11 protein-coding genes are annotated in these 12,863 nt (G+C 34.2%); 5 read left to right on the top strand and 6 right to left on the bottom strand.

All coding sequences use genetic code 11. The features are described from left to right. The first annotated feature begins 73 nt into the window (after positions 1 to 73). The gene (gene rnr, locus X927_RS07875) at positions 74 to 2,287 is read left to right on the top strand and encodes a ribonuclease R (protein WP_103077537.1); all 2,214 of its coding nucleotides are present in this window, start codon (positions 74 to 76) and stop codon (positions 2,285 to 2,287) included. 1 nt (position 2,288) lies between these two features. Here the strand turns inward: rnr and murB are convergent, their stop codons facing one another. The 4 genes from murB to X927_RS07895 form a co-directional block, all read right to left on the bottom strand. Beyond that, positions 2,289 to 3,209, bottom strand: a complete 921-nt coding sequence (murB, locus tag X927_RS07880) for a UDP-N-acetylmuramate dehydrogenase (RefSeq protein WP_103077538.1) — start codon at positions 3,207 to 3,209, stop codon at positions 2,289 to 2,291. Positions 3,210 to 3,227: 18 nt separating this feature from the next. Further along, positions 3,228 to 4,175 (bottom strand): sulfotransferase, encoded by a 948-nt coding sequence (locus X927_RS07885; RefSeq protein ID WP_169925203.1) that lies wholly within the window; start codon positions 4,173 to 4,175, stop codon positions 3,228 to 3,230. A gap of 20 nt (positions 4,176 to 4,195) precedes the next feature. Then, positions 4,196 to 4,792: an HAD family hydrolase gene (locus tag X927_RS07890; RefSeq protein ID WP_211287850.1), complete on the bottom strand. Its 597-nt coding sequence runs from the start codon at positions 4,790 to 4,792 to the stop codon at positions 4,196 to 4,198. A 96-nt stretch (positions 4,793 to 4,888) separates the two neighbouring features. Then, on the bottom strand, positions 4,889 to 6,466 hold the full coding sequence (locus X927_RS07895) for a bifunctional aspartate carbamoyltransferase catalytic subunit/aspartate carbamoyltransferase regulatory subunit (protein ID WP_103077540.1): 1,578 nt from the start codon (positions 6,464 to 6,466) through the stop codon (positions 4,889 to 4,891). A gap of 253 nt (positions 6,467 to 6,719) precedes the next feature. Here X927_RS07895 and X927_RS07900 point away from each other — a divergent pair, with 253 nt between their 5' ends. The 3 genes from X927_RS07900 (at position 6,720) to X927_RS07910 (ending at position 10,238) form a co-directional block, all read left to right on the top strand. Further along, positions 6,720 to 8,612, top strand: a complete 1,893-nt coding sequence (locus tag X927_RS07900; RefSeq protein WP_103077541.1) for a ribonucleoside triphosphate reductase — start codon at positions 6,720 to 6,722, stop codon at positions 8,610 to 8,612. Beyond that, positions 8,609 to 9,226 (top strand): anaerobic ribonucleoside-triphosphate reductase activating protein, encoded by a 618-nt coding sequence (locus X927_RS07905; protein WP_103077542.1) that lies wholly within the window; start codon positions 8,609 to 8,611, stop codon positions 9,224 to 9,226. The genes X927_RS07900 and X927_RS07905 overlap by 4 nt, the downstream gene beginning before the upstream one ends. 241 nt (positions 9,227 to 9,467) lie before the next feature. Next, positions 9,468 to 10,238 (top strand): fumarylacetoacetate hydrolase family protein, encoded by a 771-nt coding sequence (locus tag X927_RS07910; protein WP_103077808.1) that lies wholly within the window; start codon positions 9,468 to 9,470, stop codon positions 10,236 to 10,238. Between the two features lie 25 nt (positions 10,239 to 10,263). Here X927_RS07910 and X927_RS07915 read toward each other — a convergent pair whose 3' ends face one another. After that, entirely contained in the window at positions 10,264 to 10,512 is a 249-nt protein-coding gene (locus X927_RS07915) for a CopG family transcriptional regulator (protein ID WP_233187753.1), read from the bottom strand. A 129-nt stretch (positions 10,513 to 10,641) separates the two neighbouring features. Between X927_RS07915 and X927_RS07920 the strand changes: the two genes are divergently transcribed. Continuing rightward, positions 10,642 to 11,979 (top strand): alkaline phosphatase family protein, encoded by a 1,338-nt coding sequence (locus X927_RS07920; RefSeq protein WP_103077543.1) that lies wholly within the window; start codon positions 10,642 to 10,644, stop codon positions 11,977 to 11,979. A 2-nt stretch (positions 11,980 to 11,981) separates the two neighbouring features. On the opposite strand, the gene X927_RS07925 is transcribed toward X927_RS07920, so the two are convergent. Beyond that, positions 11,982 to 12,722 carry a sulfite exporter TauE/SafE family protein gene (locus X927_RS07925; RefSeq protein WP_103077544.1) on the bottom strand — a complete coding sequence of 247 codons (741 nt, stop codon included), beginning with the start codon at positions 12,720 to 12,722 and terminating at the stop codon, positions 11,982 to 11,984. Between the last annotated feature and the right edge of the window lie 141 nt (positions 12,723 to 12,863).

A 12,863-nucleotide genomic window follows, 5' to 3' on the forward strand; every position in this document is an offset into this window, starting at 1 on the left:
GGGGCGAAGGGGCGCTGAAACAAGTTTTTAGCTTTTTAAAAAAATGGAATAATATATTGAATGGAGGTAAAATATGAATGAAGACAACTTAGAAAATCTAATATTGGAAATAATAGATAAAAAGCCTATGATACAAAAAGAACTCTACGAAAATCTAAATGCATTTCAAAAATCAGAAAAGACTATAATCAGAAGAATACTAAAAAAACTCCTAAATGAAGGAAAAATAATTAAAGATTCACAAAACAGATACAGAAAATTAGATGAAAACATGGCTGTTGGAACCATCGAATTCACCAAAAGTGGAAATATGGCTTTTGTACAATGCCCAGATGGAAGCGAAATTGCTGTGAAGGTTGAAAATTCTGGAATCAGTTTGCATAAAGATTTAGTTTTGGTTGAAATAATAGGTAAATGGCGTGATTTAAAAGAAGGTAGGGTAGTTAGAATATTAAAAAGAGGGTTAAAATATGTGGTAGGTGAGTTCGTAAGAAAAGGGATCTTTGGATTCGTTATACCCATTGATGGAAAAATAAATACGGATTTTTACGTAGCTCCGGAAGGTGTAGGAAAAGCTAAAAACGGACAAATAGTGAAGGCAAAAATAACAAAGTACCAATCTCCCACAAAAAATCCAGAGGTCGAGATAGTAGATGTCCTTGGTGACAAAGATGACCCTTCCATAGATTTGCCTATAGTGATCTTCAAGCATGATTTACCTGAGCCAGGTTACTTCCCTCCAAAAGTGGTACAAGAGGCTAAAGAACTTCCAAATAAACTTTCTGAAAATGAAATTAAGGGAAGAAAAGATTTTAGAAAAGAAACTATATTTACTATCGATGGTGATACGGCAAAAGATTTTGATGATGCCGTTGGTATAAAAAAGTTAGATAACGGTAATTATTTACTCGGGGTACATATAGCAGATGTATCTCATTATGTAAAAAATAACAGTGCTCTTGATAGAGAGGCATACAAACGAGGTACAAGCGTTTACTTAATCGACACCGTTATCCCAATGCTTCCCTTTGAGTTATCCAACTGGATATGTTCTTTGGTTGAAGGTGAAGATAGATTGACAATGTCCCTACTAATGGAAATTGACCCTTATGGAAACTTGGTAAACTCAAAAATATACAATGGAGTGATAAGAAGTACCAAAAGATTGACCTATAGAAAAGTTAATGAACTCCTATCTGACAATTGTAGTGAAGAAGTAAAAAAAGAAATAGGCTTTTTAAAGCCAGATCTTGAGATGATGAAAGAACTGATGGAAATACTTGGTGCAAAAAGAAAAGAAAGAGGCTCGATAATTGACATTGAAAGCAACGAAGTATACTTTGAATTCGATGAAAAAGGCTATGTAAAGGATATCATCCCTGTGGAAAGAGGCATATCGGAAGAAATGATCGAAGAGTTCATGGTTTTGGCCAACGAAACAGTTGCTTCATACTTTGATGTTCAAGGCTTACCTTTTATATATAGAATCCACGAAAATCCGGATCCTGATGTATTGCTTCAGTTGCGAAATTATCTAGATATGTTGGGAATAAATGTAAAGTTTCCTCAAAATATTCATCCGAAGGTCCTACAGGAAATATTGGAAAAAACAAAGAATCATCCTTTAAGTAAAAATATTCAGATGATGCTTGTTAGGTCTATGAAGAGGGCATTGTACTCTGAAGAAAACGTGGGACATTTTGGTCTTGCTTCATCATCCTATACACATTTCACATCACCAATAAGAAGATACCCTGACTTAGTGGTTCATAGATTGCTGAAAGAGTTCATCAAACATAAAGGAACCCTTTCAAAGAAAGAAATAAAGAAGTATTCTGAAATGCTTCCTGAAATAGCTAAAAATTCTTCTGAAATGGAAAGGGTCGCAGACCAAGCTGAGTGGGATCTAATAGATATGAAAAAAGTTGAATACATTTCAAGACATATAGGAGAAGTCTTTTGGGTTTACATAACAGGCGTCACGCGATTTGGCTTATTCGTAGAAATACCCCAAAAGATGATAAGTGGATTGATACATATATCAGAGCTGAGCGATGATTATTATATCTACGATGAACGTGACAATACGTTGAAAGGTGAAAGAACCGGCAATGTTTATAGGATCGGAGATAAGTTACAAGCCAAAGTGGTAAGAGCGGATAAAATTGGAACGGAAGTAGATTTTGTTCCATATACGGAAGATGATTTTGAAAAATTGAAAAAGGAACATCCTCATGCCAAAATAAAAGTTAACAAAAAAAATAAGAAAAAAAAGAAAAAATCATAATTCATTCCCAAATCTCTGGTTCAACCTCTAGATCCACCTTGTATTCGTCTTTTACAATACGTTTTACATACTCAATTAATGAAATCACATCATTGAAAGTAGCGTTACCTTTGTTGATTATAAAACCTGCATGTTTTGTTGATATTTGAGCTTCGCCTATAGAAAAGCCTTTTAATCCTAAATTTTCTATCGTAGTACCCACAAAAAAATCTGGTTTTGGGCGTTTGAATATACTTCCCGCAGATGGTAAATCGATTGGTTGTTTCTCCCATCTGCGGATTGAAAAATCTATCAATTTACTTTTGATCCTTTTAAGGTCATCTTTTTTTAGTAAGAATTTAGTGGATAGAAGGACGAAAGAACCTTTCTGGAGAATACTGGTTCTATAACCAAACTCTAAATCACATTTATTTAAAGTCTTGATTTTTCCATCCTTTAAATCGAGTACCGTTGTTTCCACAACGACATCCTTCATCTCACCATCGTAGGCTCCTGCATTCATGTAAACTCCACCGCCTACACTTCCTGGAATACCACAAGCAAATTCAAGTCCAGAGTATCCATCTTCTGATAGCAAAAAAGAAAGAGTAGATAAAGACACTCCGCTCTGTGCTTCTACAATCAAATCCATATTATTTTTTTCTTCAAAATTCATTTTATTTAAGTATTTCGTGGAAAGTACCACAAATTTTAAAGGATCATCACTTACGATGAGGTTGGTTCCTTGACCTATAATTCTGAAAGGAATGTCCCTTTTAACTAATTGCGATAAAGCATTCACAAAAGCATTCAAAGTTCTAGGGAATAAGATATATGGAACAGACCCTCCTATTCTAAAACTCGTATAATATTTGAGAAATTCATTTTGTCTAATATCGCATCCATCTGTGTACAAACTAAGTTTAAGATCTTCTGAAATCATTGAATACTCCTATATTAATTATGCGTACTCTTCTTTATAATCCGAATTCAACTTTTCTAACCACTCAGGTTCTTTTCCATAACCGAACATATCCATCAAATCCCCACAATGTTTTTGAAGTATCTGCGCTTTCTTTTTATCCCAATTTTTCCAATGTGGTATCTTATATTCATCCGATGCAGAGTTTATTTTTTTCTTTAGAAAAGAAGGTTCAAAAGTATAATTTCTGCTGAATCCATCATCAAACTTCGTGGAAAATTCTAATAGATCAATAAAATTCTCTTCTTTTTTCTCACCGAGGAATAAGTCTTCGTATCGATATAATTTGAAATTCTTTTTATTTTTCATAGATTCTAATACCAAAGTATTCAGTTTATTATAATACCAGGCAAACTTTTCAAATTTACTCATGCTATTCCATTTCATCGAGTAGGGATCGTCTTTGAAATGGAAAGCTCTCATACTCATTCCTAAAAATGAAAAATCAACTTTACTATACAATAAATAAACAGAGGAACTTATAGCTGAACGGATCCATGTTCTTGGATCCCTTATAATAAACACGACTTTACTATTAGGAAAGACATCTCCCAATAGATCTATAACCCCGTGAAGGTGGTTACTTGATTCGACGTACAAACTTTCCTTTGTTTCCTCCAAAATTTGTTTTCTCAAACCCTTTATATACTCTTTTGCTTTTTCATCGGTTATTTTCCCTCTTCTCCTGTAAGTACTCAACTTACACATGGATTTGGAAGGCAAAAACTGCCCTACGGTCATTTGATAAAAACCGAACCTTTTTATATCATCTCTCCATTTTTTTAGATCTTTAATAAACACATTCGCAGGTTCATGGACCGCATAACAATCTTCAACCATTTTTGATAAACTTTTTGCAAGGAATCTCGTACCTGTTCTTCCGGTTGAAGTGATAAATACACAATGTTTATCAAAAACGTTATCCACTTCATTGCCTCCTTTCACAATTATAGGGCATCTATTCTTTTTAACATTTCTCTCAAGGATTCAGGATCGGTATATAATATACCTTTAATTCCTACTTCTTCGGCAGCCGTTATATTCTCAATAATATCATCCACAAAAAAGGTTTCTTCTGGGTTCAAATTATACCTATTAAGCAAAAGTTGATAAATTTCCTTTTCGGGTTTCAATAGCTTCTCCTTGTAGGAAATAATCATTCCATCAAAGATATCAAAAAAAGAGTATTTTCTTCTTATATAATTGAAGGCTTCTTCATGAAAATTAGACAATATGAAAAGTTTGTTGTTTTCTTTCAACTCAGGTAGAATTTCTATGTTTTCGGTTATGGGATGAAGATAATTCTTCCATTCTTGGAGCAATATATCTATTTCTTCTTTTAAATCAGGATTTTTCTCGATGAAAATCTTTTTGGCTTCCTCAAAAGACAAGGTCCCCCTATCCAATGCTTTCCATATACTTGTTTTAAAAACAGCCTCTTTTAACTTCATTTTTATAATCGGATCTTTGAATAGACCATCTAAAATCTCATCCGGATTGAATTTAAAAAGGACATTTCCCAAATCAAAAACGAGATTTCTCAAAAAAATTCCTCCCACTTTACTTTTTACCCTATCATTCAATTTTATCACAAAAATATTAAAAGAGTAAAAACAAAGATAAAGTAAGATTTTTTACTGTTAAAGACCCCATATTTCTTCAAAGGTATGAGGGGTTTCACAATATTCACATATTAACTGATTCTCTTCGTTTCTAATGAAAGAAACCTGTACGTTTTCGTTGTTTTGAGGGTTGGTTATACAGTTTTCGTTTTTACACCTTAACTCTTCGAAACCGTATATAATAGGCGGTAAAGAAATCCTATATTTTTCTTTGACTCTTCCACCTTCAATAATATTTACAGTTGTATTTGGAGATATAGCTGAAAGCTTTTTTATATCTTTCTTTGATAGATGAACGTCAGGCAAACTAATGTAGCCCTTTAATCTACCGTCTGCTGATCTAAATATTCCGTCTGCACTATCAATATTATAAAACTTTAAAATCTTCCTTATTTTCATGATCGTCTCGTATATCTTTTCTGGACTTTGTCCTTTGGCTATGTGATCTATTACAGTTCCATTTTCAATCGGCTTGATCCCTCTTTTCCCTTCACTTAACAACCCTTTTTTACCATCTTTTATCGGAGCAGGGATAATGAAATCATCTTCATTAATTTCAAGATGTTTTCTTGAGGTATCAAAGGGGGCGGTTAGAGCTCCACCAAACATAGAAAGTAAGATTATCCTTGTCCAATATCCGTTTATTGCCTGTTTTTCCCATCCATTAAGCGGTAAGGGGTCCAAGAAGGTTGGAATAGTGGGGTAAGTTTTGTGACGAGGTAGAGGGTGATAAAATTTTACGTTTTCGGAAATAAGGGGGAGAAATTCTTTTGTAAAAGTCACACTTTTTCTCAAAATATGTTCTTTTTCTAGAATATCTTCCCCCATTCGTTCTAATTGAAGCCTTGTGAAATACCAAATATTTGCTTTTTTACCTTGTTTTAGGTACTCTTCTATAGACGAGAAGATTCTAACGTTGTACCCTTTTTGCCTCATTTTGCTAATATAGTGTTTTGGCATCTGTAATTCTTCTGGCGCTATCAAATCAACCTCCACATTTTTAAATATTTTTAAACCTTCAACTTTGGAATGAACCGTCCTTCCATGAAGAAGATCACCAATGAGAGCTATATGAATATACTCGTTGCTGAAATCCATCTGTTCTAAAAATGTGAATTCATCTAAAATCTCTTGAGTAGGATGTTCGTGCTTACCATCTCCAGCGTTTATAAAAGAAGGATGTGGTAGGTTATGCCTTGAAGCAAATTCTGACACCTTCTCGTCTAGTAACTTACAAGTACCTTCCAATTTTGATCTGATAATGAATATAGAATAATCTGAATAGCCAGTTAACATGTTGAAGGTATCTATATAACTTTCTTTCTTATTAAATGAGGAGTGTTCGGATTCGAAGATGTTGATTTTAGCGTTTTTGTGGAATTTAGAAGCATTAACGAAGGATTCTTTGGTTCTGGTACTTGGTTCGAGGAATACTATGTAAATGCCTGTTTGGTTTTTTATTTGAAACTCAGTATGATCTTCTTTATTTGCCCATTTTGTTTTTAACCTTTTTGTTTGGTTGTAAAGAAATAACTGCTCTTCAACCGTTAAATCATTCATAACCGTTAAACTTCTCCCTAAAAAATCATTTTTCATATGAATCCCTCCCAAGTAATTTCTTTTCTACTCTCTCTAAAATTCTAAAACCTCTTTTAGTACCCCTTCGCCCCGCGACCCACCCAAATTTCTCATGAGTTTAAGCAAAATTACTTTTTGTATTATACCATTTTTTTGTAATATAAACAATATTGACAAACACAATATACAGTGGTATGATATAAAATATAGCACAATAAATTGAGTCTTTTGTAAATTAACTTGATACATAAATATAAGGGGGTTGAAAAATATGGATTTAGATTCTATCAAAGACAGTTTGTTGTTGAAACCCGTAACTATAAAGAAAGGTCCTGAAGGGGATTCAAGGAAAGAGAATTTAATTAAAGAACAGAAAAAACGCAGCTTAGACAATTATTCAAACACAGAAAAAATGAGTTTTGATGTAAGGAAAACGATAAATGAATACATTAAAAAGGAAGATTGGCGAACTAACGAAAATTCAAACACTACTTATTCCTATCCGGGTTTGTACTTACACTTAGCAGGCAGCGCTTTGGCAAATTATGTGTTAAATGAAATATACCCTTCAGAAATATCACAGGCTCATTCATCCGGCGCTTTACATATTCACGACTTATCCCATGGTCTAGTCGCTTACTGTGCAGGGTGGTCACTCATGGATCTAATAAAGAAAGGTTTTGGAGGTGTGGAAGGAAAAATTAATGCCAAACCTGCCAAACACCTATCTGCCTTAACTGGGCAAATGGTGAATTTTTTGGGTGTTATGCAAATGGAATTTGCAGGTGCTCAGGCTTTTAACTCCGTAGATACTTTACTTGCGCCCTTTGTGAGGGCAGATAAATTAAGTTATGACGAGGTGAAACAGTTCATTCAACAAATGGTCTTCGCAATGAACGTACCTTCTAGATGGGGATCACAACCACCTTTTATAAACTTCACGCTTGATTGGACAGTTCCTGATGATCTAAAAAATGAACCTGCAATTGTTGGCGGAAAGGGAATTGGAGTATATGGAGATTATCAAAAAGAGATGAATATGGTGAACAAAGCCTTCTTGGAAACTATGATTGAAGGAGATGCAAATGGCAGAATTTTTTCTTTCCCCATCCCAACTTACAATATTACCAAAGAATTTAATTGGGAAGGTGAAAATGTTGATTTATTGATGGAAGCCACAGCCAAATATGGGTTACCCTACTTCCAAAACTTTATCTCAAGTTCTTTGAATCCGGGCGATGTAAGAAGTATGTGCTGCAGGTTACAACTTGATCTAAGGGAATTAAAAAATAGAGGTGGAGGACTTTTTGGCTCAGCAGATAAAACAGGTTCCATAGGTGTAGTAACAATCAATCTTCCTCGAATAGGATATATATCTAAAACCAAAGAAGAATATTTTGAAAACTTAAAATCGATGATGGATTTAGCGAAAACTTCTTTAGAAATAAAAAGATACGTGGTAGAAGAAAATCTTTCCAAAAATCTTATGCCTTATACAAAAGTTTATTTGGGACATTTCAACAACCATTTTTCAACCATAGGAATAATAGGAATGCATGAATCACTTTTAAATTTCATGGGAAGAGGTATTGAAACCACTGGGGGAAAAGAATTTGCAATAGAAGTTTTGAATTATATGAGATCGGTTTTGAAAGATTATCAAGAAGAAACTGGAAACCTATACAACCTCGAGGCGACACCTGCAGAGGGAGCATCTTATCGGTTAGCTAAAAAAGATAAACAACTTTATCCTGACATAATAACTTCAGGTGATAATGAACCGTACTACACAAACTCGACATTTTTACCAGTCGGAATCACCGAAGACCCATTTGAAGTACTTGAACATCAAGCACCTTTGCAAACTTTATACACATCCGGTACAGTATTACATATCTTTTTGCAGGAAAAACCCCAAGCAAGTACTTTAAAAACTTTTATTAAAAAAGCTTTTAGTCAATACCCTGTTCCATATATGACCATAACGCCAACTTTTTCCATTTGCGAAACCCATGGTTACATTGCAGGAGAACATTTTGAATGTCCCATTTGTGGCAAACCTACCGAAGTTTATTCAAGGGTTGTTGGATATTACAGGCCTGTGAAAAGTTGGAATAAAGGAAAGCAGCAAGAATTCAAAGAAAGATTGGAGTATAACGTATGAAAATCGCATCTATGCAAAAAGTAAGCTTTATTGATTACCCGGACAAAATAGCTGCCGTGCTATTTTGTCCCTATTGTAACCTAAGATGCCCCTATTGTCATAATCCTGAATTAGTTTTTTTCACAGGCCAATTGGTTAACGAAGAAAGTATATTTTCTTATTTGAAATCAAGAGTCGGGATTTTAGAAGGGGTTGTCATCACCGGAGGAGAACCAACTCTACAAAAAGATATAAGAGATTTTATCATTAAAATAAAAGATATGGGATTTTCGGTAAAGCTTGATACCAACGGACACAATCCAAAAGTTTTAAATACGGTTATAGATATTGTAGATATGATTGCGATAGACATAAAAACCAGCTGTCAAAAGTATAAAACTATCGGTGGAAATTGTGTTATACTAAAAGAAAGCTTGAATCTACTAAAAGATTTCAAAAGGGATCTGATTTTAAGAACCACACTATACCCACCCATGACAACAAAAGACGATTTAGAAGAAATGAAATCAATTATACCAGATGATTTAAAATACTCAGATTGGATGTACAATGAATACAGAGACATTAAAACCCTTGAAAAATATATAAAAGAACACAACGAAGTAACAAGGTAACCCACGATCAAAAGCTATTCTCCTGCTGGGTTAGGAACCGCAGGCCCTTCCTTAGAAGGGTGGGGAGCGTTTGCTACAGTATGCAAACTATGTTTTTTAAATGTTTTTAACCTTGAATTTGGGGTTTTTAAGGGGGAACCCCCTTAATGTTCAAGGGTGGGGAGCGGGGCGAAGGGGCGCTATATATAAAGTTTTAGAATTTCTCAAGATGGTAATCAAAAACAAAAATGGAGGTAAAATTATGAAACTCGTCAGATTTCAAAAAGATGGAAAAATAAGTTACGGCGTGTTGGAAGAAAACAATATAAAAGTTATTAACGGCGATATCTTTGACAAATTCACAGTTACCGATAATGTCTACACCCTCAATGAGGTTACGTTAAAGGCTCCTTGTAATCCTAGCAAGATCGTTTGTGTTGGCTTAAACTATCGAGATCATGCGGAAGAAATGAAGGACAAAATCCCAGAAGAACCGGTTCTCTTCATAAAACCGTCAACGGCTGTGATTGGACCAAAAGAAAGTATTATATACCCAAAAATGAGCAATCAAGTAGATTATGAGGCAGAACTTGCGGTTATAATTAAAGACAAAATCAAAGACATAGAAGAAGACCACGTAAAAGAACATATCCTAGGGTATACTTGTTTTAACGATGTTACCGCTAGGGATTTGCAGAAGAAAGATGGACAGTGGACACGAGCAAAATCCTTTGATACTTTTGCGCCCTTTGGTCCCACAATTGTAACGGATATTGATCCAAGTAACCTAAATATCCAACTTTTACTCAACGATCAAATCAAGCAAAACTCAAATACTAATCAATTGATCTTTTCTGTGGAAAAACTCGTAAGTTTCATATCAAAAATAATGACCCTAAATCCGGGCGATGTAATTGCTACAGGCACACCCTCAGGTGTGGGACCGATGAATGTTGGAGATAAAGTGGCAGTTACAATAGAGAAAATAGGGATACTAGAAAATTATGTTAGAAACTATGCATCTATGCACTGATTATAGATGCAGTGAATAGTTGATATCACTCATCTATATAACCCAAATTCTTCAATCTTTTTTTGATCGCCTTTATTTCCTCTTCGGTCAATGTTTCAATTTGGTTAGTGGATTTGTTATTCTTTTTGGTTTGCTGGATTTCTTCAGAGGACACCAAATCTCTAAGCACAAACACAACAAACTCTGTAACACTGGAATAACCAGTATTTTCTACTATGGATTTAAGTTTATCATACAACGGTTTTGGTATTTTTAATGTCACCTTATCAGACATGAAAGTCACGCTCCAAATGATCCTTTTAATTGTATTATATCACGTCGTTTTTGATTAATCAAAGGTTTTTCTTTTTGAAAGATCTTTATGTTATTATTTGTCTATAGCTTCTTTAAAAGGAGTGGCTTAATGAATAAAAAAATCGTAATAATCGGATTAGATTGTGCTTCACCAAATTTAATCTTTGATGAATTTTTTGATGATTTACCAAATTTAAGAAAAATTATGGAAAATGGAGTGTACAATGAATTAGAGTCGACTATTCCTCCAATAACTGTACCAGCCTGGATGAGCATGTTTACAGGTAAAGATCCTGGTGAGCTTGGAATATATGGCTTTACAAATAGGCAAAATTATGATTATCACTCTTTCTCGTTGGTTTCTTCCAAAAGCGTGAAATATAAAAAATTGTGGGATATTTTTACACAAAAAGGCAAACAAAACATCGTGATAGGTGTACCATTGACTTACCCTCCTTCTCCCTTGAAAGGACATATGATTACTGGATTTTTAACACCTTCTTTTGAATCAAATTATACTTATCCAAAATATTTAAAAAATGAATTGGCAGCCAATACAGGACATTTCATTTTTGATGTAAATGATTTTAGAACCGAAGATAAAGAAAGACTGTTAAAAGATATCTACGATATGACTAATAATCACTTTAAAATCGCGAATTATTTAGCAAAAAACAAACCCTGGGATTTGTTTGTAATGGTTGAAATGGGGACAGACAGAATTCACCACGGATTTTGGGCTTTGCACGATAAAAAACATCCAAAACATATAAAAAGTAGATTTAATTCTGCCATTAGAGATTATTATATTCATTTAGACAACAAGATAGGAGAATTTTTGAATGGTATTCACGGCGATTTCGACGTTATAATAGTATCAGATCACGGCATAAAACCTATGTACGGTGGCATAGCCATTAACGAGTGGCTCATCAAGAAAGGTTATTTGGTTTTAAAGGAGTATCCAAAAAAGCCCGTTTCTATAAACAAATTGATAAGAGAAAAAAAGATAGATTGGAGTAAAACCAAAGTGTGGGGAAATGGTGGCTACCACGGCAAGCTATTTTTTAACATAAAAGGAAGGGAACCTTTAGGGGTAATTGAAAAAAATGAATTAGATAATTTCAAAACTAAGCTTATACAAGAGCTGAAAGACATTAAGAATGAAGATGGATATGAGATGAATACAAACGTGTATGAACCCCAAAAAATTTATAATAAGGTAAATAATATTCCTCCCGATTTGATTGTTTACTTTGATGATCTATCTTGGAGATGTCAAGGTACCATAGGTAATGAAAGCATTTACACACACGACAATGACATTGGTCCTGATGATGCCAATCACGCCAGCCATGGGATTTTTATAAGCAGCAATAAAATTCTGAAAATCAACAAAATTACCGATTTTTTTAATTCGATAGTTTATAATTATTTATCTGATTGAAATTAAAATACGATCATTCTAATGCTTAAAAAAGTAATGATACAACCAAGAGAAATCATCAACACTTTAGCAGGAATTTTCTTGGTTATCAAAGCGGCGATTGGAGCTGCCAAACTTCCCCCAATAATTAATCCAATAATAACGCTCCAATTGAATTGTGATAGCAAGGCAAAGAATGCTACAACTTCAGAAATAGTAACAAAAAACTCAGCAGCATTCACTGAACCTATAGTCTTTCTCGGATTCTTTCCATCAGAAACTAACGTTGATGTAACGATAGGCCCCCATCCTCCACCTCCAATGGCATCGAAAAAGCCTCCTAAAAGACCTAAGATAGAGTAATGCCTCCTTCTTGTAATCTTCTCTTCTGAATGTTTATGCATGGTGGTAACTTTGTACAATATTCTTATCCCCATAATCAATAAATAGATACCAATGAACGGTTTGATTTTGTCTCCGTCTATATTTGTCAAAATATAAGCCCCCAAAACTCCCCCGATTACACCAGGTATCAAAAGTTTTTTGAAAAGGCTATTATCAACGTTACCAAGTTTTAGATGAGAAAATCCTGATATAGATGTTGTGAAAATCTCAGCAAAATGAACTGAGGCACTTGAGATAGCAGGAGGTACGCCAACAGTTAACAATAAAGCATTTGAAATAGTACCATAAGCCATTCCCAAAGCCCCATCTACGACCTGGGCAAGGAATCCAACTATTATAAAAAACCATAAAGTTTCCATTCTCTATCCCTCCATCCCTTTATTAATACTCCTTATTGAGTATTATACTCCAATTAGAGTGTAACGTCAAGTAAACTTTTAACTTTCAATTAAGCCCTTAAAATTCCTCATGGGTGGGTACTGGGAGAAAGGGCGCCAAAA

Source organism: Petrotoga mexicana DSM 14811 (assembly GCF_002895565.1).
GTDB lineage: Bacteria > Thermotogota > Thermotogae > Petrotogales > Petrotogaceae > Petrotoga > Petrotoga mexicana.

What these genes read in the sequence shown, in the direction of transcription:
- rnr (WP_103077537.1), top strand. Translation starts at nt 74, where the DNA reads ATGAATGAAGACAACTTAGAAAATCTAATATTGGAAATAATAGATAAA.
- murB (WP_103077538.1), bottom strand. Translation starts at nt 3,209, where the DNA reads ATGATTTCAGAAGATCTTAAACTTAGTTTGTACACAGATGGATGCGAT.
- X927_RS07895 (WP_103077540.1), bottom strand. Translation starts at nt 6,466, where the DNA reads ATGAAAAATGATTTTTTAGGGAGAAGTTTAACGGTTATGAATGATTTA.
- X927_RS07900 (WP_103077541.1), top strand. Translation starts at nt 6,720, where the DNA reads ATGGATTTAGATTCTATCAAAGACAGTTTGTTGTTGAAACCCGTAACT.
- X927_RS07905 (WP_103077542.1), top strand. Translation starts at nt 8,609, where the DNA reads ATGAAAATCGCATCTATGCAAAAAGTAAGCTTTATTGATTACCCGGAC.
- X927_RS07910 (WP_103077808.1), top strand. Translation starts at nt 9,468, where the DNA reads ATGAAACTCGTCAGATTTCAAAAAGATGGAAAAATAAGTTACGGCGTG.
- X927_RS07915 (WP_233187753.1), bottom strand. Translation starts at nt 10,512, where the DNA reads ATGTCTGATAAGGTGACATTAAAAATACCAAAACCGTTGTATGATAAA.
- X927_RS07920 (WP_103077543.1), top strand. Translation starts at nt 10,642, where the DNA reads ATGAATAAAAAAATCGTAATAATCGGATTAGATTGTGCTTCACCAAAT.
- X927_RS07925 (WP_103077544.1), bottom strand. Translation starts at nt 12,722, where the DNA reads ATGGAAACTTTATGGTTTTTTATAATAGTTGGATTCCTTGCCCAGGTC.